The organism is Pseudomonas sp. DF11 (assembly GCF_058148565.1).
Window position 1 is genome coordinate 183,592 of record NZ_JBYVYN010000007.1, and the last position, 26,060, is coordinate 209,651.

A 26,060-nucleotide genomic window follows, 5' to 3' on the forward strand; every position below is an offset into this window, starting at 1 on the left:
GACCACTTTCCCCTATAAAAATAAAGATGAATTATGTCTATGCACGTCTCCACGCCCTTGCGGCGCGTCAGCATCCTGGCAATCGACCGGGTCTTCGCCTTCACCCTCATGCAAGCCAAGGATTTTTTCCACCTGGCCAGCCTGCGCTATGGCAAGCAACTGGGCCTAGGCCTGACGCCGGCGTTTGAAATCCGCCTGGTCAGCCCCGATGGCAAACCGGTGAACAGCTTCAGCGATGTGATCATGCCGGTGGACGGTGGCCTGGAAAATACCGACGTCATCATCCTGCCAGCCTTCTGGGATGATTTCGCCAGCCTCTGCCAGCGCTACCCCCAGATCCTGCCCTGGCTACGCGAACAACACGCTCGCGGCGCGGTGCTCTGCGGCGAAGCCACCGGGGTGTTCTGGCTGGCCGAGTCCGGGCTGCTCGACGGCAAGGAGGCGACCACCTACTGGCGCTTCTTCAATGCCTTCAAGGAGCGCTTCCCCCAAGTGCACCTGAACCAGGACAAGCACCTGACCGACGCCGACAACCTGTTCTGCGCCGGCGGCGCGACCTCAGCCTGCGACCTCTACATTTACCTCATTGAACGCTTCTGTGGCGCCAATGTGGCCCAGGCCGTGGCGCGGGACATCCTGTATGAAGTGCAACGCAGCTATTCGCCGGGACGGATCGGCTTCGGCGGACAGAAACTGCACCAGGATGTGATCATCCTGCAGATCCAGCACTGGCTTGAGGAACACTTCGCCGACAAATTCCGCTTCGAGGACGTCGCCCGCGAACACGGCATGAGCATTCGCAATTTCATGCGTCGCTTCCAGACCGCCACGGGCGACAAACCACTGCATTACCTGCAACGACTGCGGATAGAAACCGCCAAGGGCCTGCTCTCCGGCAGCCGCAAGAGCATCAAGACCATCAGCTATGAAGTCGGCTACGACGATGCGAGTTTTTTCGCCCGGCTGTTCCGGCAACATACCGACCTGTCGCCGAACCAGTATCGGCAGCAGTTTCAACAGGCGGCGTGAACCAGAACTGAATGCAATCCAGTGTGGGAGCGGGCTTGCTCGCGAAAGCGGTGGATCAGCTTGCATCTATGCTGAACATGCCGCCCCCTTCGCGAGCAAGCCCGCTCCCACAGGGTTATGCAGTGAACTGCTAAATCCCGCACGCATAAAAAAGGCCTGCAATCGCAGGCCTTTTTCGTGCTTCGAATCCCCTACGGCTTATGCGCACGCGCCAGGAATTCGTGGGATTGCATCTCCAGCAAACGACTCAAGGTCCGCTGGAATTCGAACGTCAGGCGACCACCGGTGTAGAGGTCCTTGAGTTCGACTTCAGCCGAAATGATCAGCTTCACGTTACGGTCGTAGAACTCGTCGACCATGTTGATGAAGCGACGGGCGATGTCGTCGGTGGTGACGCTCATCTGCTCGACACCACTGAGCAACACGGCGTGGAAGATCTTGCCCAGTTCAATGTAATCGTTCTGGCTGCGAGGGCCGTCGCAGAGTTCGCGGAAGTCGAACCAGGCCACGTCGTCACAGGTGCGGATGGCGCGGATCTCGCGGTTTTCGATGATCAACACATCGTTTTCCACCGCCTGGGTGCATTCCGGCGTCAAGGCACGGAAGCTCTTGCGCAAGCTTTCCTCGGCGGCAGCATCCAAGGGAAAGTGGAACAGTTCCGCTTGCTCCAGGTGCCGTAGGCGGTAGTCCACCCCGCTGTCGACGTTGACGATTTCGGTGTGTTCCTTGATCAGCGCGATCGCCGGCAGGAAACGCGCCCGCTGCAGGCCGTCCTTGTACAGGCCGTCCGGCACGATGTTCGAGGTGGCGACCAGGGTCACGCCGTTCTTGAACAGCTCTTCCATCAAGGTGCCGAGGATCATGGCGTCGGTGATATCGGACACGAAAAACTCATCGAAGCAGATCACCCGGGTCTCGGCGGAAAAACGCTTGGCGATGATGGTCAGCGGGTTCTTCTCGCCGCCCAGGGTCTTCATTTCCTCGTGCACGCGCTTCATGAAGCGGTGGAAGTGCGTCCGCGTCTTTTCCTTGAACGGCAGCGCTTCGAAGAAGGTGTCCACCAGATAGGTCTTGCCACGGCCTACGCCGCCCCAGAAATACAGGCCCTTGACCGGTGTCTGGTCTTTTTTGCCGAACAGTTTGCCCAACAGGCCCGGTTTGTTGTTCGACGCCGCTACCAAGTCATCGTACAGGCGCTGCAAATGCCGCACCGCCGTTTCCTGGGCTGCGTCGTGGAAGAACTCCGGGCGTTTCAGATCAGCTTGATATCGTTCTAGGGGCGTCATATTCGTTAGCAAGGCAACAAAAACGGGCCGTCACTGTAGCGATGGCCCAAAGGAATGGCAATCGGCCCGTATTCGGGCCGATGGTCGGAGTCACACGCCGGAATCAGTCCTGGGCAGGTGTCAGGGCGACGCGCAACGCATCGATCCCTGCATCGCGAGCGGCACTGTCCGCGAAAGCCGGGCTGTCCGCCACGCATTCGCCGTCGAGCCAGACACTGAAACTCAATGCATCGTTACGAACATCCAATGGCTGACCGGACTGCAATTGCTTGGTGACCTGGCCAGCAGCCTTGCCATCGGCAAAGTGGCGGGACAACAACAGTTGCTCGCCGTCGGCGGCCAGCAGACGGAAGCGGAAACTGCCGTCGTCCTCGCGAAAGCTCACGAAGCGTGCAGCCTTGGTGGCTTTCTTCTTGGTGCTGGCGGCCACTTGGACCTGGCTGACAAACGACCGCAGGCCAACGGCCTCGCGCAGTTCATTGAGGAACGGTGTCGCCACGGCCCGGGCTTTTTTCGCCCCGTGCTGCAGGATGTCTTCCAGGTCCGCCGGCCGCTCGATCAACTGGTGATAACGCTCGCGCGCTTCACCCAACTCACTGTCGAGCAACTGGAACAGACGGTTCTTGGCTTCGCCCCAACCCAGGCCTTGCAGCAGTTCGCTGCGAAACCCCGCGGACTGTTCGGCAGTGGCAAACGCCTGGAACAGGGTGAACAGGTGTGAATTGTCCGGATCCTTGGCTTCGCCCGGGGCACGGGAGTCGGTAACGATCCGCGAGATCGCGTCCTTCATGTCCTTGGCACTGCTGAACAACGGGATGGTGTTGTCGTAGCTCTTGGACATCTTGCGGCCATCGAGGCCCGGCAGCGTGGCGACGCTTTCCTCGATCAGCGCCTCGGGCATGGTGAAGAACTCCTTGCCCTGGCCGAACAGGTGATTGAAGCGCTGGCCGATGTCGCGGGCCATTTCCACGTGCTGGATCTGGTCACGACCGACCGGCACCTTGTGGGCGTTGAACATCAGGATGTCGGCAGCCATCAGTACCGGGTAGCTGTACAGGCCCATGGTGATGCCGGCGTCCGGGTCTTCACCGGCTTCGACATTCTTGTCCACCGAGGCCTTGTAGGCGTGGGCACGATTGAGCAACCCCTTGGCGGCAACGCAGGTCAGCAGCCAGGTCAGCTCGGGAATCTCGGGGATGTCGGACTGGCGATAAAAGGTCACGCGGTCCACGTCCAGGCCGCCGGCCAGCCAAGTGGCGGCGATTTCCAGGCGCGAACGCTGGATACGCAGCGGGTCATCGCATTTGATCAGGGCGTGGTAGTCGGCCAGGAAGTAGAACGAATCGGCGTTGCTGTCGCGGCTGGCGAGGATCGCCGGACGGATGGCGCCGGCATAGTTGCCCAGGTGCGGGGTGCCGGTGGTGGTGATGCCGGTCAGGATACGGGTACGCGTCGTCATGGGTTATCGCTTGTCAGACTGCTGTCAATTCGAAAGGCGCGGCAGGATCAGATCCTTGAGATCGGTCAGCTTGCCATGAAAAAAGTGTCCGCATTCTGCCACTTTCAGCAGCTCATGGGGGCGTTGGAGCGTGTCGGACCATTCGTAAACCAGTTGCGGATCGACCACTTCGTCGGTTTCCGGCTGGATCACGGTCAACTCACCGTTCATCGGCAGGGGCGACTGCTCATTCAGGCGCATCACCGCCGGGGCCACCATGAACAGGTGCTTGAGCGGCTGCCCCTGGGCTTCCAGGCGTCCGCCAAGGCTTGCGGCAACGAAACCACCAAACGAAAAACCGAACAGGGTGAGCGGCAGTTGTGGGTATTTTTCCCGCAGCCAGGCGGCGGCGGCCTGGGCGTCGTCGACTTCACCAGTGTCCATGTCATGCGTACCGGCACTGGCACCCACGCCACGATAATTGAAACGCAACGTAACCAGCCCAGCATCGCGGGCAGTACGTTGCAGGGTCGAGACCACTTTGTTGAGCATGGTCCCGCCCTGCACCGGGTTCGGGTGGCAGATCAGCGCCAGGCCACGGGGCGTCTCGCTGTCCAGGTACAAGGCTTCCAGTTGGCCCACCGGGCCATCGATGACTACAGGGGTTTCGCGCATAAGCAAGGGAAAGAACTCCGTGACCTCGAATAGGGTCGACTCGTCTAGCTAAAGTCTGTGCCTGGCATGATTGCGATGTTCTTCGCGGTATACAGCGCAGGTCCGAGCCGTTAACGTAAAGCAAAGCCGTTTATAGAGGAAGGACTCGTGGAACACTCGCTCTTAGTTTGGCTGTTGCCGACTCTTGCCCTGGTTGCCGGTGTCGCCATTGGATTCCTGCTTGCCCGATTGCTGCCCAACGCGGTGCCCAACAGCACGCAACGTCAGCTGGACGACATTCAGGAACGTTTCGACAGTTATCAGAATGAGGTGGTCACCCACTTCAACAGCACCGCGTCCCTGGTGAAAAAACTCACCCAGAGCTACCAGGACGTCCAGGATCATTTGTCCGAGGGTGCCAATCGCCTGGCCCTGGACGAGCAGACTCGCCAACGTCTGCTGGCCGCCCTGCAAGCCGATGCGGCACAGGCTCCCCGGGAACGCCTGACCCCACCAAAAGGGCTCCAGGAGCCGCCGCGGGACTATGCCCCCAAGGCCCCCAATTCACCCGGCATGCTCGATGAGCATTACGGTTTGAAGAAGTAATCTCCAAGCGACACCAAAAGCCCGCCCGATCAGATGATCGGGCGGGCTTTTTATTGGTTCAAGAAAATCCCCCTCGCTCCCTTAGTGAAGGGGCTCAAGCCAGAACTTCACCCGCCACCTGGTCGACAGCCCCTTTGGTGATGTCGACGATCAGGTCCGCCTCTTCGCGGGTCAGGATCAAGGGCGGGGCGAAGCCCAGGATGTCGCCGTGGGGCATGGCGCGGGCGATCATGCCTCGCTCCAGGCAGGCGGCCGAGACCTTCGGGCCGACCTTGAGTGCCGGATCGAACGCCGTCCGTTGTTCACGGTCGGCCATGAATTCCACCGCCGCCAGCATGCCGTCACCACGCACTTCACCCACCAATGGATGACCTTCAAGGGTTTCACGCAGACGACGATTCAGGTAGCCACCCACGTCCTCGGCGTTGGCCGTGAGGTTTTCCCGTTCGAGGATGTCGAGGTTCGCCAGCGCCGCCGCCGCGCAGATCGGGTGCCCCGAATAAGTCCAGCCATGGCCCATGGCGCCTTCGGCCTGGGAGGCTTTTTCAATCACGCTCCAGATCTTTTCGCCGATGATCACCGCCGACAACGGTGCATAGGCGCTGGTCAGGCCTTTGGCGGTGGTGATCAGGTCCGGCTTCATGCCATAGCGTTGGCTACCCATCTTCGAGCCCAGGCGACCGAAGGCGCAGACCACTTCATCGGCAATCAGCAATACGTCATATTTTTTCAGCACGGCCTGGATCGCATCCCAATAGCCAGCGGGCGGCACGATGATGCCACCGGTGCCCATCAACGGCTCGCCAATGAACGCCGCCACGGTGTCCGGGCCTTCGGCGAGGATCATTTTTTCCAGTTCATCGGCGCAGTACCGCACGAAAGCCGGTTCGTCCATGCCCGTCGGCGCCTTGCGATACCAGTGCGGACACACAGTGTGCTTGACCCCTTCCACCGGCAGGTCGAAATGCTGGTGGAAGGTCGCCAGGCCGGTCAGGCTGCCGGTCATGATGCCCGAGCCATGGTAGCCACGGTCCCGTGAAATGATTTTCTTCTTCTGCGGCCGGCCCAGTACGTTGTTGTAATAGCGCACCAGCTTGACCTGGGTTTCGTTGGCATCGGAGCCGGACAAACCGTAATAGACCTTCTTCATCCCTTCCGGCGCCCAGTCCATGATGCGACTGGACAGCTCGATGATCGCCTCGCTCGAATGGCCGACATAGGTGTGGTAGTAAGCCAGTTCCTTGGCCTGCTTGTAGATGGCGTCGGCCACTTCGGTGCGGCCGTAACCGATGTTCACGCAATAGAGACCGGCGAAGGCGTCGATGAAATCACGGCCCTCATGGTCGCGGATGCGAATGCCCGATGCGCTCTTGATGATCCGCCCCTTGAGCGCGCCGCTGGCGTGATCGTGGGCATGGGTCGAGGGGTGCATGAAATGCGCACGGTCTTGTTCGAACAGCGTGTTGAGTTCTTGGCTCATGCGGGCTCTCCTGGGAACTGGCCTTGATGGTGCAGGCAAAAGTATTTGGTTTCGACAAAGGGCTCGAAGCCCTCGCTGCCACCCTCGCGACCGAGGCCCGAGGCTTTCATGCCACCGAAGGGAATCGGGTGGCCGGTGAACTTGACGCCGTTGACCGCGACCATCGCGTGGTCGAGACGGCGGATCAGCGGATAAATGAGGTCCAGGCGGTTGGAACAAATATAGGCCGCCAGTCCGTACTCGGTGTCGTTGGCCATTTCGATGGCTTCGTCCAGGGTGTCGAACGGCATCACCCCGGCAATGGGCGCGAAGTTTTCTTCGCGGTAGATGCGCATCTGCGGCGTGACATCGGCCAGCACCGTAGGCTGGTAGAACAACCCGCCCAAGGCATGGGCCTCACCGCCCACCAAGCGCTGGGCGCCGAGGGCCAGCGCATCGGCGACGCGGTCGGCGGTCGCATCGAGCGCCGCCTGATGCATCAACGGGCCGACATCCACGTCCTGCTCCTGCTGATCGACCATGGCTGGGCCGACTCGCAAGGCACGCACCGCTGCGGTGAAACGACTGAGGAACGCCTGGTACACCGGGCGCTGCACCATGATCCGGTTGGCCGCGCAGCAGTCTTGCCCTGAGGTCTGGAATTTCGCCTCCACCGCGACTTTCACCGCCAAGGCCAGGTCGGCATCGGCGCAGACAATGAACGGCGCGTTACCGCCCAACTCCAGCGCGACCTTCTTCACGTCTTGGGCCGCCGCTTGCAGCACCAGCTTGCCGACCCGGGTCGAGCCAGTGAAGCTCACCGAGCGTACACGACGATCCTTGACCAAGGTTTCCATGGCCATTTGCGGCTCGCCCAATACCACGTTGAACACCCCGGCGGGAAAGCCGGCTTCCTCGGCCAGTTGCGCCAGGGCCAAGGCCGAGTAAGGCGTTTCATGGGCCGGCTTGATCACTACCGTGCAACCCGCGGCCAGGGCTGCGGCGGCCTTGCGGGTGATCATCGCCGATGGAAAATTCCACGGCGTGAGCAGCGCGCAGACGCCCACCGGTTCCTTGAGCGTGCCCAGGTGCGCGTTCGGGATATGGCTGGGGATATTCTGCCCGTACAGGCGCCGGGCTTCTTCGGCGAACCACGGGATGAAGCTCGCGGCATAGGCAATTTCGCCACGGGATTCGGCCAACGATTTGCCCTGCTCCAGGCTGAGGATGCGCGCCAGGTCTTCGCGGTGCTCGACGATCAACGCCGCCCAGCGCCGCAGGATCGCGCCCCGGGCGTCCAGGCTCTGCTCGCGCCAGGCCGGGAACGCACGATGGGCCGCGTCCACCGCCGCGACGATCTGCGGCTGATCGAGCAGCGGCACATGGCCGATGACCGTGCGGGTCGCGGGGTTGTGCACGGCGATACTGTGGCCGCTGTCGCTGTGGACCCAATGGCCGTCGATGTAGCAAAGCGCCTTGAACAGCAGCGGATGTTGGTAAGTCATGACGTTCACTCCAGAGCGTGTGCGTGAAACCATGCTAGGACGGTGGCGCTCGGGTAATCGGCTGTTTGCCGTGGGTCAAACCCTGGTTTTTTTCTGAATCGAGGGCGACAAAAGCGGTTTTTTGCGGTGCTCAGGATGGCTCGGCCAACTCCGCCGGCAGGGCGCCGCTGGTCTTGATGGTCTTGGTGACGATGTAGGTGAAGTAGCGCTCGATGCCGAGGTCTTCGAGCAGCAGTTGGTCGACGAAACGCTGATAGGCATCGACGTCCGGAGCCTGGATCATCGCCAGGTAATCTACCCCGCCACCAGTGGCGTAACAGAACGCCACTTCTGGAGCGGCGATCATGCGTTGCTCGAAACGCCGCATGTCCTGGGCGGTATGCCGCGCCAGGGTGATTTCCACCAGCACCTGCTGACGCTTGAACACCGCGCCCCAATCGATCTGCGCCCGGTAGCCGATGATCAGGCCCGCGGCTTCGAGCTTGCGCACCCGCTCCCAGGCCGGCGTCACCGACAGGTTGATGGCCTCGGCCAGGCTCGACTTGGTGATCCGCCCATCCTCGGCGAGGATCTGCAGGATCTTGAGGTCATAGCGATCGAGCTTGTGCATGGGCCGGGCTCCGAGTGGTTGAAAACTCAAGGCATACATCAATTGTGGCGAGGGGATTTATCCCCTCACCACAGGTTCTGTGCCAACCCGACTCAAGCCAACACATCCGCAATCACCGCCAACGTGTCGCCGCACTGCACCAGCCCCGGAAAATGCCGGGCCGCCAGCAAACCGCTACGGGCGGAGCGATATTCAACCGGCGCGACGCCGCTGCGGGTGGTGTCATGGATGCGCGCCACCACCTCGCCCCGGGTCACGTGCTCACCCAGGTCGCGACACATTTCCAGCAAGCCATCGTGCTCGCTGGCGATGAAGCAACTGGCGTCCGGCATGTCGAGCACCAACGAGGGCTGCAACTCGATCGAACCGCGGAGGATGCCGCAGTGAACCAGCAGGTTGCGCACCCCACGCTCGGCAATCGCTACGCTACGGGCGGTCGATGAGCCGCCGCCGCCCAGCTCCGTGGTGACGAATACCTTGCCCTGGGATTCGGCCGCCGTGTCGTACATTGCCCCGGCGTCCAGCTCCAGCATGCGCATGCAATACGGCGCGTTGAACGCCAGCATCCCGGCCTCGCAGCGGGCCTGTTGCGCTTTGTCCGGCAACACGTGACAAGCGGCGAATGGCAGGAAATCCAGAGTCCGGCCGCCGGAATGAATATCCAGGACAATGTCGGCCAAGGGCAGCAGAGTGCGATTGAAATAATCGGCGATCTTCTCGGTGACGGTGCCGTCCGGCTTGCCGGGAAAACTGCGATTGAGGTTGCCCTTGTCGATGGGCGAGGTACGGCGCCCGGCATGGAACGCCGGGGTGTTCATGAACGGCACGATGATCACCCGTCCGCTCACTTCTTCAGCCGTCAGCCGCTGCGCCAGTTTGCTCAGCGCCACCGGACCTTCGTATTCATCGCCGTGGTTGCCGCCGCTGAGCAGCGCCGTCGGCCCGCTGCCACGCTGGATGACAGTGATGGGGATCATCACCGCGCCCCAGGCCGAATCGTCCCGCGAATAGGGCAGCTTGAGAAAGCCGTGCTGCACGCCCTCGCGAGTGAAGTCGACCGTGGCGCTGATGGGATTGCTGGGCAATTCGGGCATGGCTCAATCCTTCACGAACAATTGACGAGGCACGTTGCACAGCGTCTCGACGCCGGTCTCGGTGATCAGAATGCTTTCGGTGATTTCCAGGCCCCAATCGTCCATCCACAACCCCGGCATGAAGTGGAAGGTCATGCCCGGCTGCAACACGCTGGTGTCGCCGGGGCGCAGGCTCATGGTGCGTTCGCCCCAGTCAGGCGGATAACTGATACCGATGGGGTAGCCGCAGCGGCTGTCCTTGTGGATGCCGAACTTCTCCAGCACCTTGAAAAACGCCACGGCGATGTCGCCCGTGGTGTTGCCCGGCTTGGCCGCGTCCAGGCCGGCGGCGATGCCCTCGACCACGGCTTTTTCGCCATCGAGGAAATGTTGCGGCGGCTTGCCCAGGTAAACGGTGCGCGACAGCGGACAGTGATAACGCTTGTAGCAACCGGCAATTTCAAAGAAGGTGCCGGCGCCCTTTTCGAACGGCGAATCGTCCCAGGTCAGGTGCGGTGCACTGGCATCGGCACCGGTGGGCAATAGCGGCACGATGGCCGGGTAATCGCCGCCATGACCGTCGGCGCCGAGGATGCCGCTGCTGTAGATCTCGGCCACCAGTTCGTTCTTGCGCATGCCCGGCTCGATCCGTTCCAGGATCCGCCCGTGCATGTTCTCGACAATGCGCGCGGCGATGCGCATGTAGGCGATTTCCTGGGGCGACTTGACCGCGCGTTGCCAATTCACCAGCCCCACCGCGTCCACCAGTTTCGCCTGGGGTAAATGCTTTTGCAGCGACAGGTACGCGGCGGCGCTGAAGTAGTAGTTGTCCATTTCCACGCCAATGGTCAGCGCGCCCCAGCCACGGGCCGTGATCACCTCGCGGGACAGGTAGTCCATGGGATGGCGCTCGCGGGACTGCACGTAGATGTCCGGGTAGCCGACGATATTGTCGGCCTGCATGAACACCGTACGCTTCGCCCCGTTGGCATCCTGGCCACGCCCGAACCATACAGGCTCGCCGTCCAGCGCCAGCAACACGCACTGGTGCACATAGAACGACCAACCGTCATAGCCGGTGAGCCAGGCCATGTTCGACGGATCGGTGACCAGCAGCAGCTCCAGGCCCTGGGCCTGCATGGCCGCGCGAACCTTCGCCAGGCGTTGGCTGTATTCCTCCCGCTGGAACGGAAGATTGACGACGATCTCTGACATCCACCTGCCCTCTGTTCAATGACTCATGAGAAAAATGATCTAGCGGCCGAACGCAAAGCCCTTGCCCGCCGCCCGCGCCCGCTCGAACGCCAGGTTGGCGATGGCGGTGTCCTGGGCGCCGGTACCGGTGAGGTCGCACAGGGTGACTTGTGCCTCGCTGGTACGTCCGGCCCGCTGTCCCGCCAGCACTTGGCCCAGTTCCAGCAACGCCTGCTCATCGCCAACAACACCGGCCGCCAGGGCGTGGTGCAGTTCGCCAAGCAGGCGGGTCTGGCTCAGGCGGTCGGCGACATAGCAGTCGACGGCGGCCAGGGCTTGCGGGGAAATCTCGTTCTTGTGCTCGGCGTCCGAGCCCATCGCGGTGATGTGCAGGCCGGGGTGCAGGTGGCGGGCTTCGATCAACGGCTCGCGGCTGGGGGTGCAGGTGATGGCGATGTCCACGCCTTCCAGGGCTGCATCGACACTGGCGCACGGCGTGACCGAAAGCCCTGTATCGCGGGCAAGCTCGCTGCTGAAGGCCTGGGCCTTCGCTGCGTCGCGAGCCCAGACCCGCACTTCTGCGATAGGCCGTACCAGGCGCAACGCCTGCAACTGCAACGCGGCCTGCTCGCCAGCGCCAATCAGCGCGACGCTGCGGCTGTGCTCGCGAGACAGGCAACGCGCCGCCACCGCCCCGGCCGCCGCCGTGCGCACGGCGGTGAGGTAACCGTTGTCCAGCAACAGCGCTTCCAGCAAACCGGTGCGCGCCGAGAGCAGCATCATCATGCCATTGAGGCTGGGCAGGCCGAGTTTCGGGTTGTCGAAAAAGCCCGGGCTGACCTTGATGGCGAAGCGTTCCAGGCCCGGCAGGTAAGCGGTCTTCACATCGACTTCGCCGTTGTGCTCGGGGATGTCCAATCGCAGGATCGGCGGCATCGCCACGGCGGCGGTGGCCAACAGCACGAAAGCCTGCTCGATGGCGTCGATGCTGGCCAAGTCGAGGGCCACGCAACTGCGCAGGTCGGCTTCGCTCAATAGGGTGACTTCACTCATGACAGGCTCCGTTAACGGGTTATCAAGCGTTGGCGCCGGCGAGTACGCGGGCATGTTGTTCGGTGTCGACGTTGCGTCCGCTGACCACCAGCACGATGGGCCCGCGTGGCTCGATCAGGCCGTCGAGCAACGCGGCGATACCCACCACGGCGGCGCCTTCGAGCACCAGGCGTTCGTGGTGATAGGCGTGGCGGATGGCGTTGGCGATAGAGGCTTCCGAGAGCAGGTGCAGGTCATCGATCAGTTGTCGGGTCAGGTCGAAGGTGTAGCGATTGCCCAGGCCGATGCCGCCGCCGAGGGAGTCGGCCAGCGTCGGCAACTCTTCGACGTCCACCGGCTGCCCGGCGGCGAGGCTGGCATGCATCGCCGCGCCTCGGGCCATGCTGATGCCGTGGACCTGGATCGCCGGGTTCGCGCTTTTGAGGGCCAGGGCCACGCCGGCGAACAGGCCACCGCCGGACAACGGCACCAGCACTTGGGCGACGTCCGGTCGCTGCTCGAGGATCTCCAGGCCGAGGGTGCCTTGGCCGGCGATGATCGCCGGGTGATCGAACGGCGGCAGGAAGGTCGCACCCTGCTCCCGTGCAATGCGTTCGGCTTCGCCCTGGGCATCGTCCTGGGACTGGCCGACGATGCACACTTGGGCACCGAGGTCGCGGATCGCCTGGACCTTGTTGGCCGGCACCAGGTGCGACAGGCAGACAATCGCCTTGACGCCTTGTTGCGAAGCCGCATGGGCCAGCGCCCGACCGTGATTACCGGTCGAAGCGGTGACCACACCGGGGGCCTTTTGCTCGGGGCTGAGTTGGGCCACGGCATTGCTCGCGCCACGCAACTTGAAGCTGCCGGTGATTTGCAGGGATTCGAGCTTGAGGTAAACCGCCACCCCCATCAGACGCGACAGGCTCTCGGAATGCTCCATGGGCGTGCGCCGCACCTGCGACTCGATGCGCTGGCGAGCGAGGTAGACATCCTGAAGCTGCAACACTGACATGACCGCGTCCCGAGCTGATGTGTTGGGCGCAGTCTAAGAGGGCTGGATTGTCGTGATGAATGTACTAGGGCAATTTAATCGATGATTGTTCGGTCCCAAATTCCCTGCCCGCGATGGGGGCAGTACAGTCACAGTTTCTGTTGGCTGTTACGCCGCTATCGCGAGCAGGCTCGCTCCCACAGTTAGAAATCATGCACCTGCGGGTACTGGTTGAAGATCTGCCGCATGCCGATCAGCGCATGGCGCATTTCCTCATCGTTGCACTCGGCCCCGACGCACACCCGTACCGCGCGGGGCTTGGGGGTGCCGCGGACAGTGAAGGGGTCGGGAGAGGTCACGGCGATGTGTTTGTGCCGCAGCGCCCGCACCAGGCTGTCCACTTCCCAACGGGGTGGGATGCCGATCCAGGCATTCAGGGCGTGAGGATGCTGGCCCAGCAGATGCTCGCCCATGTACTCGGTGACCATCGCCTGGCGCGCGGCCAACAGCCGTCGTTGCAGTTGCAGCAGCGATTCGGCGCGGCCATCGCGAATCCAGCGGGCGGCGATTTCCGAGACCATGGGCGTGGCCATCCAACTGTTGACCCGCAAGATGCTCTCGGTGCGCAGGGCCAGGCGCTTGGGCACCACCAGGTAGCCGATGCGCAGGCCCGTGAGCACCGACTTGGTCATGCTGGTGCAATAGAACGACAGCTCCGGCAGGTAATGGCTGATGGGCGGTGCCCGGCGTTCGTCCAGCAGCGGGCCGTACACGTCGTCTTCGATGATGTGCACGCCGAAGCGCCGGGCAATCTCGGCGATTTCCCGGCGGCGGGTATCGGGCATCAGGCTGGTGGTGGGGTTGTTCAGGTTCGGCGTGCACACCAGCGCGGTGATGCGCTCGTTGCTGCACATGTCTTCGAAGTGCTCGGGGTCGATGCCGTAGCGGTCCATTTCCAGCCCCTTGAGGGTGAAGCCCAGTACCTGGGAATTACCAATCACCCCGTGGTCGGTCACGCCTTCGCAGAGCACCACGTCATCGGGACCGGCCAGCGAAGCCAGGGCGAGGAAGATTCCGTGGGCCGCGCCATTGGTGATCAGAACATCGTTGCGATCGACCTTCAGCCCCTGGCGGGCGATCCATTGGGCAGCGGCCTCACGGTGGGATTCAAAACCGGCAATCGGTCGGAAAGCATGGATCCACGGCTGGTCTTCTTCGGTGCTCAGCTCCAGGCAGGTATCGCGCCAGCACTGGTCGTGCTCACGGGTATGCAGGATCCGCGTGATGGAAAAATCCACCAGCGCTCGCTCGGGGCTGTCGAGGATATAGGTGGCGACCCGGTCGCTCATGCGCCGCGAGACGAAACTGCCGCGCCCCACCTCGCAACGCACCAGGCCCTGGCGTTCCAGTTCCTTGTAGGCATTGGTGACGGTCTGCACGCTGATGCCCATGGCGTCGGCCACTTGCCGTTGCGGCGGCAGGCGCTGGTCGTTGGCCAGGGTGCCCTGTTCGATGTCGTCGGCAATGGCCTGCACCAGAATCTTGTATTTGGATTCACCGCTACGGGCGACCTCCAAGGCTGATTTCCACTTATCCATGACGCTGCAACCCGCGTGTGTTCCGGTGCGCACAGCATCCCGCGACAATCCCGGCAAAGCAATTGTCCTAGTGCAATGCAATCGGTGCCGGGGCTTTTGTATGCTCGGTCCAAGGTCGTCATCCAGGCGGGTCCATGGCCCTTACAAAAAGCCGGATCGACCTGTACCGGCGCCGTTCCCGATCCAGGGCCCAGCCTGGATCAGCCGCTGTACGCTTTGCTCTTGTAACACTGCCTCCTACCACAGAGCCGTCCAACGACGGATCCACAAGAAACAGGAGATTTTATCGATGAGCAATTTTCTTCCCGGCACCTGCGCGCCCCTGCGTCGGCTCTTGCTGACCTGCGCCGTACTCGGCCTGGCCAGCAGCGTTCAAGCGGCCACCCTGGATACCGTCAAAAGCAACAGCAGTATCCGCATCGGCTACGCCAACGAAACGCCGTTCGCCTTCACCGAAACCGACGGCACCGTGACCGGTGAATCGCCGGAAATCGCCAAGGTGATCTTCGCCAAGATGGGCATCAAGCAGGTCAATGGTGTGCTCACCGAATGGGGCTCGCTGATTCCTGGCTTGCGCGCCGGCCGCTTCGACGTGATTGCCGCCGGCATGTACATCACCCCGGCGCGCTGCAAGCAAGTGTTGTTCACCGACCCGCAATACCAGTTGCCCGACGCGTTGCTCGTGGCCAAGGGCAATCCGAAACAACTCCACAGCTATGAAGACATCGCCAAGCAACCGGATGTGAAGCTGGCGATCATGGCCGGCACGGTGAACCTGGCCTACGCCCGGGACTCCGGGGTCAAGGACGAGCAGATCCTCCAAGTCCCCGACACCACCGCGCAACTGCAGGCCGTGCGCGCCGGTCGCGCGGACGCTGCCGTCGGCACGCAACTGACCATGAAAGGCCTGGCCGGCAAGGGCGGCGACAAGGTCGAGGCGATGACCGAGTTCAAGGACGACCCTTCCCATATCGGCTACGGCGCCCTCGCCTTCCGTCCCGAAGACAAAGACCTGCGCGACGCGGTCAACGCTGAGCTGAAGAAGTGGCTGGGCTCTGAAGAACACCTCAAGACGGTTGCGCCGTTCGGTTTCGACAAGTCCAACGTGACCAGCAAGACCGCGGCCGAGCTCTGCGCCCAGCCATAGTCGAAACGGGCATGACGCACGGTGCGTAATGCCTGTTCCCTGCTTCATCGGATATCGGGTTGAACCATGGGTGAATTACTTCCGTTATTGATACAAGGGGCCTGGGTCACGCTGCAGGTGACCTTCTTCGGTTCAGTGCTGGCGATTATCGCGGCGGTGCTGGCGGCCCTGGGCCGGCTCTCACCGTGGCGAGCGCTACGTTGGTTCAGCATTACCTACATCGAAGTGTTTCGTGGCACTTCATTGCTGGTGCAGCTGTTCTGGTTGTTTTTCGTGCTGCCACTGCCGCCGTTCAACATCGAACTGAGCCCGTACGCGGTGGCCATCGTCGGCCTGGGCCTGCACATCGGCGCCTACGGTGCCGAGGTCATGCGCGGCGCCATCAGTTCGGTGGCCAAGGGGCAATACGAAGCCTGCACGGCGCTGAATTTCAGCGCCTTCACGCGCTTCAAGCGAATCATCCTGCCCCAGGCCTTGCTGGCGGCGATTCCACCGGGCACCAACCTGTTGATCGAGTTGCTGAAAAATACCTCGTTGGTGTCGCTGATCACTTTGTCCGACCTGAGCTTCCGGGCGCGACAGTTGGATCAGGCGACGTTCCAGACCCTGGAGATCTTCAGCCTGGCACTGGTGATGTACTTCATCCTCGCCCAGGCCATCAACTTCGGTATGCGCCAGGTCGAACGAAGGCTGAGCCGGGGCCGGATGCGTGGAGGCCTGTCATGACCCTGTTCGATTGGTCCTACGCCGCACAGATCCTGCCCGACCTGCTGCGCGCCTCCCTCAATACCGTGGGCATCACCCTGATCGGTTTCCTGATCGCGATTGTCCTGGGGCTGTTCCTGGCGATTGGTCGGCGCAGTCGTAAACTCTGGCTGTCGTGGCCGGCCACGGCGGTGATCGAGTTCATCCGCAGCACGCCGCTGCTGATCCAGGTGTATTTCCTCTACTACGTGTTGCCCAACTACGGCTTGAGCCTGACAGCCATGCAAGTGGGCATCCTCGGCATCGGCCTGCACTACGCCTGCTACATCGCCGAGGTCTACCGCAGCGGGCTCGACGCGGTGCCACGGGCGCAATGGGAAGCGGTGACGGCACTGAACATTGCGCCGTACAACGCTTACCGCAACATCATCCTGCCCCAGGCGCTGCGGCCGATCGTGCCGCCGCTGGGTAACTACCTGGTGGCGATGCTCAAGGACACGCCGGTGCTGTCGGCGATCACCGTGGTGGAAATCATGCAACAGGCCAAGAACATCGGTTCCGAGAATTTCCGTTACCTGGAACCGATCACCATGGTCGGCCTGTTTTTCCTCGCCCTGAGCCTTGCCTTGGCTTATCTGGTACGGCGCCTTGAAACGCGCATGGAGCTACGCTAATGACTTTACCTCTGTCCACGCCCACCGATTTGTCCCGGCGCAGTACGCTGGCGTCGCAGCAGGAGGCCCCGGCCATGCAAGACCCCATCTCGTCCCGGCCGATCGTGAGTTTCCAGGACGTGACCAAAAGCTATGGCAGCTTCACGGTGCTCGACCATCTGAACCTGGATGTCGCACCGGGAGAAAAGGTCGCGATCATTGGCCCCAGCGGCTCGGGCAAGTCCACGCTGCTGCGGGTGTTGATGACCCTGGAAGGCATCGACCAGGGCCAGATCCGCATCGAGGATGACTCACTGACCCACATGCCAAACCGCAACGGCATATTGGTGCCGGCCAACGACCGGCACATCCGCCGGGTGCGCGGCAAGATCGGCATGGTGTTCCAGAGCTTCAACCTGTTCCCCCACATGACCGCGTTGCAGAACGTGATCGAGGCGCCGGTGCAGGTGCTGGGCATGAACCCGAAAGAAGCCCGGGAACGCGCCGCCGATCTGCTGGAACTGGTGGGCCTGGGCAACAAGCTCGAGCATTATCCGTCGCAGTTGTCTGGCGGCCAGCAACAACGGGTGGCGATTGCCCGGGCGCTGGCAATGCGACCCAAGGTGATGCTGTTCGACGAAGTGACCTCGGCGCTCGATCCGGAGCTGTGCGGCGAGGTGCTGAATGTGATCCGCAAACTGGGAGCCGAACACAACCTGACGATGCTGATGGTGACCCACCAGATGGGCTTCGCCCGGGAGTTCGCCGACCGGGTGTGCTTCTTCTACAAAGGGCAGATCCATGAGCAGGGCACGCCGGCGCAGATCTTCGAAAACCCGCAGCAGGAGCGTACCTGTGCGTTCTTGAGTGCGGTAAAAGAGGCGAACTAATCTACCCACTAGAGTGAACACTGTTGTGACGAAGGGATTTATCCCCGCTGGGCTGCGCAGCAGCCCCAAAACAACCGGCTCAGTCAGCCTGACACACCGGGTGACTTGGTTTGAGGGCCGCTTCGCGCCCCAGCGGGGATAAATCCCCTCGCCACAAAAGGTTCAGCGCCGAGCTGGAGGAAACTGACAAAAAAAGGAGGGCCATGCAAGCATGGCCCTCCGTTTCATTTATCGCCCAGCGGTTATGGATATTGCTGGTAAGTCTGGCCCTGCTGCGGTGCCTGCTGGTAATTCTGGCCCGGAATAGCCTTGAGGTTCACCTCGACCCGACGGTTCTGCGCACGACCATTGACATCGGCGTTGCTCGCCACCGGGTTGTCCGGGCCGGCGCCACGGGCCGAGAGGTTGGCACCGCTCACGCCTTGGGACGTCAGGTAGGTCGCCACGCTCTGGGCACGACGCTGGGACAGGTCCATGTTGTGCTGGCGGCTGCCGGTGCTGTCGGTGTAACCGACGATTTCGATCTGGTTCTGGTTGAACTCCTTGAGGGAGTTGGCCAGGTTGTTCAGCGGCTGGTAGAAGCTGGAGGCGATGTTCGCCGAGTCGGTGGCGAAGGTGATGTTGCCCGGCATGATCAGCTTGATCTGGTCGCCCTGGCGCTGCACTTCAACACCGGTATTGGCCATGCTCGCACGCAGTTTCTTTTCCTGCTGGTCGGCGTAGTAGCCGTAGCCGGCCGCGGAAGCCCCCACCACCGCCGCGCCGATCAATGCCCCCTTGCCACGGTTATCGTGACCGATGGCCGCACCGGCCAACGCCCCCGCCAGTGCTCCGAGGCCACCGTACTTGGCGGTTTTGCTCATGCCCGACGATTCGGTAGAGGCCTGGCCCTGGTTGTCATAGGGGTTAGGCGACGCACAGCCGGACAACAGGGCCACAGCAGTAGCGACAACGATCAAGCGACGCGAGGTGAACATGGAATGCTCCTGGGTTTTCAGTCTGAAGTGCCAGGGCGTAGGCAATCGACTCTGGCAGGCGTTGGAACGCGGCAATCGTTAAAAATTCCGTCCCGCTGCGTTGCGTTTCGCCCGGCTACCCGATAAAAACCGTCGTCCGGGCGAACGCCCCTCAACCCTGCGCCAGACAGCGGCTTACGCCCCTGATAATCATCTCCACTTCGCGCCCATCGATCGTCAACGGCGGCAGCAGGCGGATGGTCTGGCCCCGGGTGACATTGATCAGCAGCCCGTGGTCCCGGGCGGCGCGAAGGGTCAGGTCGCGGACCGGTTGCTTGAGTTCGATGCCGATCATCAAGCCCTGGCCGCGAATCGCCAACACATTGGGGTTGTCCGCCAACTCGATCCGCAGCCGATTCAGCAGTTGTTCGCCCTGGTGCCTGGCGTTGTCCACCAGCGCTTGTTGCTCAATGATGTCCAGCACCGTGCAACCGACCCGACAGGCCAGTGGATTGCCACCAAAGGTGCTGCCATGGCTGCCAGGAGTAAACAACTCGGCAGCCTTGCCCCGCGCCAGGCAGGCACCGATGGGCACGCCGTTGCCCAAGCCTTTGGCAAGGGTCATGACGTCCGGCACGATGTCTTCGTGCTGGAACGCGAACCATTGGCCGGTGCGACCGATACCGGTCTGGATCTCGTCGAGCATCAACAGCCAGGCACGCCGGCTGCACAACTGCCGCAAGGCCTTGAGGTAACCTGGCGGGGCGAGTTGCACACCGCTCTCGCCCTGGATCGGCTCCACCAGTACCGCAACGATGCGCTCGGCATGAGCCTGCTGGACCTCTTCCAACGCCGCGAGGTCGCCAAACGGTACCTTGATGAAATCCCCCGGCAACCGATTGAAACCCAGCCGCACGGACGGGCCGTCGCTGGCAGACATGGTACCCAAGGTGCGCCCGTGGAATGCATTGTCCATCACCACCACCAACGGCTGCTCGATGCCCCTGTGCCAGCCATAGAGGCGCGCCAGTTTCAGTGCGGTTTCGTTGGCCTCGGCGCCCGAGTTGTTGAAAAACGCCCGCTCCAGCCCGGACAGCTGAGTGAGCTTTTGCGCCAGGCGCTGCTGCCAATCGATGCTGTACAGGTTGGACGTGTGCAACAGCAAGCCGGCCTGCTCGCTGATGGCGGCCACCAGCCGAGGATGGGAATGGCCGACATTGGTCACCGCCACACCCGCCACCGCATCGAGGTATTCGCGGCCGTCCTGGTCCCACAGGCGCGTACCCAAGCCATGGGTGAAATTCAGCGCCAGGGGTTGGTAAGTGGTCATCAGGCAGGCAGCGGTCATGGCTCAGGCTCCATTGGGTGGTTTTTTCCAGTATGGTTAGCCACCGAGGCTGGATAAACGTCGCTTTACTTCAATCATTTAAAAGCCGAGCTTGATAATGGACCTGTTCCAGGCAATGACCGTTTATGTAAAAGTGGTGGAAACCGGCAGCCTGACAGCGGCGGCCCAGGCCTGCGAGATGTCCACCACCATGGTGGGCAATCATCTGCGGGCGCTGGAGCAACGCCTCGGCGTGCGCCTGATCAACCGTACGACACGGCGCCAGCGCCTGACTGAATTCGGCTCGGCCTACTACCAGCGTTGCCTGGAAGTGCTGGGGTTGGTGGCCGATTCCGAACGCCTGGCCGAACAGGCCCAGGGCGAGCCCACCGGCACCCTGCGCATCACCGCACCACTGACCTTTGGTACCGAACGCCTTTCGCCGGCGCTGGCCGAGTTCAGCCAACGTTACCCGCAGGTCAAGCTCGACGTGGTGCTGACCAACCAGCGCCTGGACCTGCTCGACCATGGCTTCGACGTGGCCATCCGCCTTGGCCATCCCGACCCGAAACTGATTGCCCGTCCGTTGATGGACTACACCCTGACCATCTGCGCCTCCCCTGCTTACCTGGCCCGGCGAGGCACGCCGGAAAAACCCGCGGACCTGCAACAGCACGACTGCCTGTCGTTCGCCTATTCGGCAGCAGACGAATGGCGCTTTGCCCAGGATCACTGGCCGATCAATGGCCCGCAAGGCGAGATCAAGATCCCGGTGAACGGACCGATGCTGATCAACAGCTCCTCGGGCCTGCATCGCGCCGCCCTGGCCGGGATGGGCGTGGTGATGCTGCCCGATGCGCTGGTGGCTCAGGATCTGAAGGAGGGGCACCTGGTGACGTTGTTGCAGGGTTACCAGTTGCCCCATCGGCCGATGAGCCTGATGTACGCGCAGGATCGCTACCGCCTGCCGAAGCTGCGCAGTTTCGTTGAGTTTGCGTTGGAGAAATGGGGCAAACCCCACCCCACAGCCGAGTGATGTTGTGGCGAGAGGATTTATCCCCGCAGGGTTGCGCAGCAACCCCCAAGGCTGTCGGTTCACATAGCAGGCGAGTCGGGTTTGATGACTTTGGGGGCCGCTACGCGCCCCAACGGGGATAAATCCCCTCGCCACAAAAGCGAACCCCGTCTGAACATCCCCCGCTAGTGACGCCCGCGCCCCATCAGCTACTCTTTCTCCTTGGACAAGCATTTTGACATCAAGGCTGATTGAGGAAACGACGATGGGAGATGCCTCGAACATCGACATGCTGCGGTTCGACTTGTCCGATCTGGACGAAGGCGTACTGCACACCATCCTGGAACTGGTCAGCGATGGCATCTGGGACTGGAATGCCAACACCGGCTTCGTCTATCGCAATCCCGGCTGGTACACGATGCTTGGCTACATGCCTCATACCTTGGAAAACACCGTGCTGACCTGGGAGAGCGTGATCCATCCGGATGACTATCCACGGGTCATGGCATTGTTCGACGACTACCTGGAACAACGATCCCACGGCTACCAGGCCGAATATCGCTGCCGCACGCGCGACGGTTCCTACATCTGGATCGAGGATCGCGGCTACGTGATCGCACGCAATCCTGACGGCACGGTGGCGCGCATGATCGGCGCCCATCGCAGTATCGACGACAAGAAGCGCTTGTTCGAGCAACTGGAGCGGCGCAACAAGTCCCTGGAAGCAGTGATCGAAGAGCGCACCCGCGAACTGTCCCGGGTCAACCAACAATTACAGATTCAACTCGAGGAAAACCGTCGACTCGCCGAGACCGATGCACTGACGCTGGTCGCCAACCGCTATCGCCTGGAGCAAGCGCTGCCACTGGCCTGCGAGCGTGCCCAGCGCTTTCGCGAACCTTTATCGCTGATCGCCATGGATGTCGACGATTTCAAGGACATCAATGATCGCTACGGCCACGCCTTCGGCGACGCGGCGCTGGTGCAAGTGGTGCAGAGCGTCAAGCGCTGCGAGCGCGACGGCGACCTGCTGGTACGCTGGGGCGGCGACGAATTCATCATGATCTTGCCCAACACCTCCCTGACCGACGCCTGCCTGATGGCCGAAACCATTCGCCGTGGATTGTCCGACCTGCTGCCGGTGGGCGATTTTCAGATCACCATGAGTTTTGGCGTGGTCCAGCGCTTCGACGATGAACAACAAGCGGCGCTGCTGGACCGGGCGGACCAGGCGCTGTATCGCTCCAAGGTGGCCGGCAAGAATGTGATCTGCCAATGAAACCGGGCTCGGAGTCCGCGGCGAAAATGAATGCATCTTTGCGGCGCTTGCAGCGGTCATAGGTTGTAACGCTTGCAATCAGGTCCGCGCACTTGTCGACTCGATCCCCCTCCCCTTCAAACCTTTATCTGGGCTGCGCCGGTTGGTCGTTACCCCGGGAGCAATGGTCGGCCTTTCCCGTCGAAGGCACCCATCTGCAGCGCTATAGCGCACGGTTCCCGGCGGTGGAGATCAACAGTTCGTTCTACCGCCCACACCGCCCCGCCACCTACGCAAAGTGGGCCGAGAGCGTCACCCCGGACTTTCGCTTCTCGGTCAAAGTGCCGAAGCAGATCACCCATGAACGGCGGCTGCTCGATTGCGAAGGGCTTATGGATGATTTTCTGGGGCAATGCTCGCAATTGGCAGAAAAACTCGGCTGCCTGCTGATCCAGTTACCCCCGTCACTGGCCTTCGATGCCGCAGTGGCCGGAGCATTCTTCACCGCATTGCGCGACCGTTACCAGGGGCACGCCGTGCTTGAACCCCGGCATCCGAGCTGGCTCGCGCCAACGGTGGAGGCAATGCTGCAAACCCAGCACATCGGCCGCGTCGCCGCCGATCCCTCGCCATTACCCGGTTGCGATCGACCGGCAGGCTGGCCTGGCGTCCGTTACTACCGATTGCACGGCTCACCGCGAATTTACTATTCCCCATACGATGATTCCTGGCTGGAACGGCTCGCCCGGCAATTGAAGACCGGGGCCGACACACCGACCTGGTGCATCTTTGACAACACTGCCAGTGGCGCCGCAACGCCCAATGCCTTGCGATTGTTGGAGCTGATGCGGGATTGAAGCCAGGACCGGCAACAAAAGCCAACCTGTCGCTGGTCCGACCGTGACAACACCGTCCGCGTCCAATAGATTAGGCGACCGGAAAAAAGCTCAATGCCTTTCTCGCCTCATCCCGCTAACAGAAGTAGTGAAATTTCAATGTCCGATTCCAATACCGCTGAATCCGTAGTCACCCTGTCGTCCAAAGCGGAATACGAAAACTCCATCAATCTTTCACAGCATCTGCCCCAGGCCAAAACCATCAGTGAGATGGTCCTCGATGCGTTCCAGTCGAACCGCGAGAGCGACCAGATCCGCGAACTGCGCAACGCCATTCGCCAGGCTCACGATGCGTTCGACGACGACAAGGCCTACGAACTGATGGGCCAGCTCAAGCAGCTCAAGGACGCCGAAGCCGCCGATTTCGCGGCCCTGGAAGACCTGAGCAGCCGCTTCCCGATCAGCCGCATCCTCTCCAGTTACAAGGACGATCCGTCGTTCCAGGAATTGGTCTACGGCCTGGCCCTGAAAGTGCTGAACCAGACCCACCAGGCCATCAGTAACCCAAGCGGCAGCAAGGGCAAGGCCTCGCGGGCCAAGAAGGAAGCCGAAGTGTTTGTCATCAGCAAGGACGGCATCAGCGTGACCCTGCCCTTGCGCACACCACGCTCCAAGCCGAACGTTGACCGTGAAGCCTTCGAGTTCCTCGGTTTCAATTTTGTCGGCGAAGGCGAAGAAGCCGAGCTGGAAAGCGAAACCTTCCTGGACAACGACGGCACCGAACAACCGGTGACCCGCAAAAGCATCGTCACCGCCCTGCAACAGCAAAAGGCATTCGACGGCTATAGCATCGCCCAGCAATAAGCCTTCTTTTCAGGAGGTTACGAGTCCACCACAAACACCTGTGGGAGCGAGCCTGCTCGCGATAGCGGTGGTTCAGCTTGCATCGATGTTGAATGTGCCGGCCTCATCGCGAGCAGGCTCGCTCCCACAATGGATCAGCGGTGTTTGTCGACCATGTGTCCACCAAGGAAACACCGACAACACCATGAAAAAGCCCCGCGCTTGTGTCGAAGGCGGGGCTTTTTCATGGGTGTCAGCTGTTCAAACAGCGCCAAGCCGTTCGACCATGTCTGGAAACTTCTCGACCAGTTTGATCAACAAAGCCGCCTGGGCGTTAGGCTTGGATTTTTCCTGCTCCCAATTTCTCAGGGTACCTGGACTGGTCCTGATGCTCTTGGCGAAAACGGCTTGGGACATATGGAGCTTATCGCGCAAAGCCACGATTTCCTGGGCCGACACCTCGGGAACCGGTTTGTCTTCGATCGATATCTGGCGAAGGGTAATCTTGCCCTCGCGGTGAGCGGCCATCTCCTCGACGCCTTGCATCATCTCGGCAAACAGATCGCGCTTTTTCATAAGGTACCTCGTACTTTCAACTCAGCTTCTATGGCGCGCTTGAGCATCTTCTCTTGCTCGGAGGTCAGGTTTACCAACTCGTCCTTGTCATAAATCGCGAACATCCAAAACTGACGATCGTTCATGAGCCAATAGTAAATGACTCGCAACCCACCGCGCTTCCCTTTGCCACGACGTTCATCGAACCAGCGCAGCTTACGAAAGCCGCCGGTACGTGGCATGACGTCACCGACTTCTGGATGCTCCAGCATATAGGACTGAAGCAGGCGATACTCATCATCAGTCAGGTAATGGCCAACCGTGGCGGTGAACGTAGTCGTTTCAAAGAATAGGGTACGCATGGCAGAAACTATAGGCAAATTGCGTATAGCTCAACAAACCATAATCTATTGCGACGAATGACAGTCCATCCATGTCCTTCTAGAAAAAAAAGCCCCGCGCTTCTCTCGAAGGCGGGGCTTTTTGTGCAGCGTCTGAAGCTTAAGGCGCGTAAGTCAGCAGCAGCTCACTCGGCACTTTGAAGTCCAGGGACATCATGACGCTCAGGGCGGTGATGGTGAAGATCGAGAACACGAACAGCTTGCGTGCCCAGACCGTGTCATCCACCGCCTTGTAGCCGGTCCAGGCCATGTACAGCCAGTACATGCCCATGGCGGCGGCGACGGCGAGGTAGCTCATGCCGGCGTAGCCGCTGAAGGTCAGCATCAAGGTCGCCACGAGGAAAGCCAGGATGTAGAGCAGGATGTGCTTCTTCGCCACCCGGATACCGCGCTTGACCGGCAGCACCGGAATCGAGGCTGCCAGGTAGTCGTTGAAGCGGAAGATCGCGATGGCATAGGAATGCGGCATCTGCCACAGGCTGAACATCACCAGCAGCGTCAGCGCCGCCATGTCGAAGCTGTTGCTCACCGCGACGTAACCGATCACCGGTGGCATCGCCCCCGACAGACTGCCCACCAGCGTGCCGTGGACCGACTTGCGCTTGAGGTACAGGCTGTAGAGGCCGACGTAGATGACAAAACCGATCACCGCGAACAGCGCCGCCAATGGGTTGGCGACCCAGTACAACAGCGCCACGCCGGCCACGCCCAGCACCGTGGCGAACACCAGGGCCAGTTGTACCGGAATCAGGCCTTGGACCAGGGCGCGGTTCTTGGTGCGCTCCATCTTGATGTCGATGTCACGGTCGATGCAGTTGTTGAACACGCAACCGGACGCCACCACCAGGGAAGTGCCGATCATCGCCGCCAGGAAGATGGCCAGATCGACATGCCCTTTCGAGGCCAGGAAAAACCCGCCTGCCACAGAAAGCACGTTACCGAAAATGATCCCCGGCTTGGTGATTTGGATAAAGTGCTTCAGGGACATCCGGATTT

At 61.5% G+C, this 26,060-nt stretch carries 26 protein-coding genes; 10 read left to right on the plus strand and 16 right to left on the minus strand.

Annotated features, from left to right (window positions below; translation table 11 throughout):
- The first annotated feature begins 132 nt into the window (after positions 1 to 132).
- Positions 133 to 1,029, plus strand: coding sequence for a GlxA family transcriptional regulator (locus AC30D9_RS20865; protein ID WP_209022221.1), 897 nt, complete (start codon positions 133 to 135; stop codon positions 1,027 to 1,029).
- Positions 1,030 to 1,220: 191 nt separating this feature from the next.
- Here the strand turns inward: AC30D9_RS20865 and zapE are convergent, their stop codons facing one another.
- From zapE to AC30D9_RS20880, 3 genes are all read right to left on the minus strand, one after another.
- Positions 1,221 to 2,315, minus strand: coding sequence for a cell division protein ZapE (gene zapE / locus AC30D9_RS20870; RefSeq protein ID WP_134925732.1), 1,095 nt, complete (start codon positions 2,313 to 2,315; stop codon positions 1,221 to 1,223).
- Between the two features lie 103 nt (positions 2,316 to 2,418).
- Positions 2,419 to 3,774, minus strand: coding sequence for a tryptophan--tRNA ligase (locus AC30D9_RS20875; RefSeq protein WP_490144758.1), 1,356 nt, complete (start codon positions 3,772 to 3,774; stop codon positions 2,419 to 2,421).
- Positions 3,775 to 3,798: 24 nt separating this feature from the next.
- Entirely contained in the window at positions 3,799 to 4,428 is a 630-nt protein-coding gene (locus tag AC30D9_RS20880) for an alpha/beta hydrolase (protein ID WP_490144819.1), read from the minus strand.
- Positions 4,429 to 4,575: 147 nt separating this feature from the next.
- On the opposite strand from AC30D9_RS20880, the gene AC30D9_RS20885 reads away from it, so the two are divergent.
- Positions 4,576 to 5,013, plus strand: a complete 438-nt coding sequence (locus tag AC30D9_RS20885; RefSeq protein ID WP_134925734.1) for a Z-ring associated ZapG family protein — start codon at positions 4,576 to 4,578, stop codon at positions 5,011 to 5,013.
- A 94-nt stretch (positions 5,014 to 5,107) separates the two neighbouring features.
- Here the strand turns inward: AC30D9_RS20885 and AC30D9_RS20890 are convergent, their stop codons facing one another.
- The 8 genes from AC30D9_RS20890 to ehuR form a co-directional block, all read right to left on the minus strand.
- Entirely contained in the window at positions 5,108 to 6,493 is a 1,386-nt protein-coding gene (locus AC30D9_RS20890) for an aspartate aminotransferase family protein (RefSeq protein ID WP_490144759.1), read from the minus strand.
- A complete protein-coding gene (locus AC30D9_RS20895) occupies positions 6,490 to 7,977 on the minus strand; it encodes an NAD-dependent succinate-semialdehyde dehydrogenase (protein ID WP_307574491.1) in 1,488 nt (495 codons plus the stop codon). Before AC30D9_RS20895 ends, AC30D9_RS20890 begins: the two co-directional genes overlap by 4 nt.
- A 130-nt stretch (positions 7,978 to 8,107) precedes the next feature.
- Entirely contained in the window at positions 8,108 to 8,587 is a 480-nt protein-coding gene (locus AC30D9_RS20900; protein WP_307574494.1) for an Lrp/AsnC family transcriptional regulator, read from the minus strand.
- Positions 8,588 to 8,679: 92 nt separating this feature from the next.
- On the minus strand, positions 8,680 to 9,681 hold the full coding sequence (gene doeB / locus AC30D9_RS20905; RefSeq protein ID WP_307574496.1) for a N(2)-acetyl-L-2,4-diaminobutanoate deacetylase DoeB: 1,002 nt from the start codon (positions 9,679 to 9,681) through the stop codon (positions 8,680 to 8,682).
- Positions 9,682 to 9,684: 3 nt separating this feature from the next.
- The gene (doeA, locus tag AC30D9_RS20910) at positions 9,685 to 10,875 is read right to left on the minus strand and encodes an ectoine hydrolase DoeA (protein WP_490144760.1); all 1,191 of its coding nucleotides are present in this window, start codon (positions 10,873 to 10,875) and stop codon (positions 9,685 to 9,687) included.
- A 39-nt stretch (positions 10,876 to 10,914) separates the two neighbouring features.
- A complete protein-coding gene (locus AC30D9_RS20915; RefSeq protein ID WP_490144761.1) occupies positions 10,915 to 11,907 on the minus strand; it encodes a cyclodeaminase in 993 nt (330 codons plus the stop codon).
- Positions 11,908 to 11,929: 22 nt separating this feature from the next.
- Positions 11,930 to 12,901 (minus strand): hydroxyectoine utilization dehydratase EutB, encoded by a 972-nt coding sequence (gene eutB, locus AC30D9_RS20920; protein WP_307574504.1) that lies wholly within the window; start codon positions 12,899 to 12,901, stop codon positions 11,930 to 11,932.
- A 182-nt stretch (positions 12,902 to 13,083) separates the two neighbouring features.
- Positions 13,084 to 14,478, minus strand: coding sequence for a MocR-like ectoine utilization transcription factor EhuR (gene ehuR / locus AC30D9_RS20925; protein WP_307574507.1), 1,395 nt, complete (start codon positions 14,476 to 14,478; stop codon positions 13,084 to 13,086).
- 289 nt (positions 14,479 to 14,767) lie between these two features.
- On the opposite strand from ehuR, the gene ehuB reads away from it, so the two are divergent.
- From ehuB to ehuA, 4 genes are all read left to right on the plus strand, one after another.
- Positions 14,768 to 15,625 carry an ectoine/hydroxyectoine ABC transporter substrate-binding protein EhuB gene (gene ehuB / locus AC30D9_RS20930; RefSeq protein ID WP_307574509.1) on the plus strand — a complete coding sequence of 286 codons (858 nt, stop codon included), beginning with the start codon at positions 14,768 to 14,770 and terminating at the stop codon, positions 15,623 to 15,625.
- 66 nt (positions 15,626 to 15,691) lie between these two features.
- Positions 15,692 to 16,351, plus strand: a complete 660-nt coding sequence (gene ehuC / locus AC30D9_RS20935; RefSeq protein WP_307574511.1) for an ectoine/hydroxyectoine ABC transporter permease subunit EhuC — start codon at positions 15,692 to 15,694, stop codon at positions 16,349 to 16,351.
- Complete coding sequence (gene ehuD, locus AC30D9_RS20940) at positions 16,348 to 17,004, plus strand: ectoine/hydroxyectoine ABC transporter permease subunit EhuD (RefSeq protein WP_307574512.1); 657 nt, start codon at positions 16,348 to 16,350, stop codon at positions 17,002 to 17,004. Before ehuC ends, ehuD begins: the two co-directional genes overlap by 4 nt.
- A 74-nt stretch (positions 17,005 to 17,078) precedes the next feature.
- Positions 17,079 to 17,873: an ectoine/hydroxyectoine ABC transporter ATP-binding protein EhuA gene (ehuA, locus tag AC30D9_RS20945; RefSeq protein ID WP_307574721.1), complete on the plus strand. Its 795-nt coding sequence runs from the start codon at positions 17,079 to 17,081 to the stop codon at positions 17,871 to 17,873.
- A gap of 242 nt (positions 17,874 to 18,115) precedes the next feature.
- On the opposite strand, the gene AC30D9_RS20950 is transcribed toward ehuA, so the two are convergent.
- Positions 18,116 to 18,850 (minus strand): YiaD family glycine zipper/OmpA-like lipoprotein, encoded by a 735-nt coding sequence (locus tag AC30D9_RS20950; RefSeq protein WP_490144762.1) that lies wholly within the window; start codon positions 18,848 to 18,850, stop codon positions 18,116 to 18,118.
- A 151-nt stretch (positions 18,851 to 19,001) separates the two neighbouring features.
- Positions 19,002 to 20,177 (minus strand): aspartate aminotransferase family protein, encoded by a 1,176-nt coding sequence (locus AC30D9_RS20955; RefSeq protein ID WP_490144763.1) that lies wholly within the window; start codon positions 20,175 to 20,177, stop codon positions 19,002 to 19,004.
- A gap of 97 nt (positions 20,178 to 20,274) precedes the next feature.
- On the opposite strand from AC30D9_RS20955, the gene AC30D9_RS20960 reads away from it, so the two are divergent.
- The 4 genes from AC30D9_RS20960 (at position 20,275) to AC30D9_RS20975 (ending at position 24,129) form a co-directional block, all read left to right on the plus strand.
- Complete coding sequence (locus AC30D9_RS20960; RefSeq protein WP_134925736.1) at positions 20,275 to 21,192, plus strand: LysR family transcriptional regulator; 918 nt, start codon at positions 20,275 to 20,277, stop codon at positions 21,190 to 21,192.
- A gap of 244 nt (positions 21,193 to 21,436) precedes the next feature.
- Entirely contained in the window at positions 21,437 to 22,450 is a 1,014-nt protein-coding gene (locus tag AC30D9_RS20965) for a sensor domain-containing diguanylate cyclase (RefSeq protein WP_134925738.1), read from the plus strand.
- A 92-nt stretch (positions 22,451 to 22,542) separates the two neighbouring features.
- A complete protein-coding gene (locus tag AC30D9_RS20970) occupies positions 22,543 to 23,286 on the plus strand; it encodes a DUF72 domain-containing protein (RefSeq protein WP_490144764.1) in 744 nt (247 codons plus the stop codon).
- A gap of 138 nt (positions 23,287 to 23,424) precedes the next feature.
- Positions 23,425 to 24,129, plus strand: coding sequence for a hypothetical protein (locus AC30D9_RS20975; RefSeq protein ID WP_212801428.1), 705 nt, complete (start codon positions 23,425 to 23,427; stop codon positions 24,127 to 24,129).
- 240 nt (positions 24,130 to 24,369) lie between these two features.
- Here the strand turns inward: AC30D9_RS20975 and AC30D9_RS20980 are convergent, their stop codons facing one another.
- From AC30D9_RS20980 to cyoE, 3 genes are all read right to left on the minus strand, one after another.
- Entirely contained in the window at positions 24,370 to 24,684 is a 315-nt protein-coding gene (locus tag AC30D9_RS20980) for a helix-turn-helix domain-containing protein (RefSeq protein ID WP_003205391.1), read from the minus strand.
- On the minus strand, positions 24,681 to 25,025 hold the full coding sequence (locus AC30D9_RS20985) for a toxin (protein ID WP_307574522.1): 345 nt from the start codon (positions 25,023 to 25,025) through the stop codon (positions 24,681 to 24,683). Before AC30D9_RS20985 ends, AC30D9_RS20980 begins: the two co-directional genes overlap by 4 nt.
- A 139-nt stretch (positions 25,026 to 25,164) precedes the next feature.
- Positions 25,165 to 26,052 (minus strand): heme o synthase, encoded by an 888-nt coding sequence (gene cyoE, locus AC30D9_RS20990; protein WP_109754834.1) that lies wholly within the window; start codon positions 26,050 to 26,052, stop codon positions 25,165 to 25,167.
- Positions 26,053 to 26,060: the final 8 nt, after the last annotated feature.

Bases quoted from the DNA above. Each gene is read 5' to 3' on its own strand.
- AC30D9_RS20915 (WP_490144761.1), bottom strand. From the start codon at position 11,907: ATGAGTGAAGTCACCCTATTGAGCGAAGCCGACCTGCGCAGTTGCGTG.
- AC30D9_RS20880 (WP_490144819.1), bottom strand. From the start codon at position 4,428: ATGCGCGAAACCCCTGTAGTCATCGATGGCCCGGTGGGCCAACTGGAA.
- eutB (WP_307574504.1), bottom strand. From the start codon at position 12,901: ATGTCAGTGTTGCAGCTTCAGGATGTCTACCTCGCTCGCCAGCGCATC.
- AC30D9_RS20890 (WP_490144759.1), bottom strand. From the start codon at position 6,493: ATGAGCCAAGAACTCAACACGCTGTTCGAACAAGACCGTGCGCATTTC.
- AC30D9_RS20975 (WP_212801428.1), top strand. From the start codon at position 23,425: ATGTCCGATTCCAATACCGCTGAATCCGTAGTCACCCTGTCGTCCAAA.
- AC30D9_RS20900 (WP_307574494.1), bottom strand. From the start codon at position 8,587: ATGCACAAGCTCGATCGCTATGACCTCAAGATCCTGCAGATCCTCGCC.
- cyoE (WP_109754834.1), bottom strand. From the start codon at position 26,052: ATGTCCCTGAAGCACTTTATCCAAATCACCAAGCCGGGGATCATTTTC.
- doeA (WP_490144760.1), bottom strand. From the start codon at position 10,875: ATGTCAGAGATCGTCGTCAATCTTCCGTTCCAGCGGGAGGAATACAGC.
- ehuA (WP_307574721.1), top strand. From the start codon at position 17,079: ATGCAAGACCCCATCTCGTCCCGGCCGATCGTGAGTTTCCAGGACGTG.
- AC30D9_RS20980 (WP_003205391.1), bottom strand. From the start codon at position 24,684: ATGAAAAAGCGCGATCTGTTTGCCGAGATGATGCAAGGCGTCGAGGAG.
- ehuR (WP_307574507.1), bottom strand. From the start codon at position 14,478: ATGGATAAGTGGAAATCAGCCTTGGAGGTCGCCCGTAGCGGTGAATCC.
- ehuB (WP_307574509.1), top strand. From the start codon at position 14,768: ATGAGCAATTTTCTTCCCGGCACCTGCGCGCCCCTGCGTCGGCTCTTG.
- AC30D9_RS20895 (WP_307574491.1), bottom strand. From the start codon at position 7,977: ATGACTTACCAACATCCGCTGCTGTTCAAGGCGCTTTGCTACATCGAC.
- doeB (WP_307574496.1), bottom strand. From the start codon at position 9,681: ATGCCCGAATTGCCCAGCAATCCCATCAGCGCCACGGTCGACTTCACT.
- ehuC (WP_307574511.1), top strand. From the start codon at position 15,692: ATGGGTGAATTACTTCCGTTATTGATACAAGGGGCCTGGGTCACGCTG.
- AC30D9_RS20950 (WP_490144762.1), bottom strand. From the start codon at position 18,850: ATGTTCACCTCGCGTCGCTTGATCGTTGTCGCTACTGCTGTGGCCCTG.
- AC30D9_RS20985 (WP_307574522.1), bottom strand. From the start codon at position 25,025: ATGCGTACCCTATTCTTTGAAACGACTACGTTCACCGCCACGGTTGGC.
- AC30D9_RS20955 (WP_490144763.1), bottom strand. From the start codon at position 20,177: ATGACCGCTGCCTGCCTGATGACCACTTACCAACCCCTGGCGCTGAAT.
- ehuD (WP_307574512.1), top strand. From the start codon at position 16,348: ATGACCCTGTTCGATTGGTCCTACGCCGCACAGATCCTGCCCGACCTG.
- zapE (WP_134925732.1), bottom strand. From the start codon at position 2,315: ATGACGCCCCTAGAACGATATCAAGCTGATCTGAAACGCCCGGAGTTC.
- AC30D9_RS20875 (WP_490144758.1), bottom strand. From the start codon at position 3,774: ATGACGACGCGTACCCGTATCCTGACCGGCATCACCACCACCGGCACC.
- AC30D9_RS20960 (WP_134925736.1), top strand. From the start codon at position 20,275: ATGGACCTGTTCCAGGCAATGACCGTTTATGTAAAAGTGGTGGAAACC.
- AC30D9_RS20965 (WP_134925738.1), top strand. From the start codon at position 21,437: ATGGGAGATGCCTCGAACATCGACATGCTGCGGTTCGACTTGTCCGAT.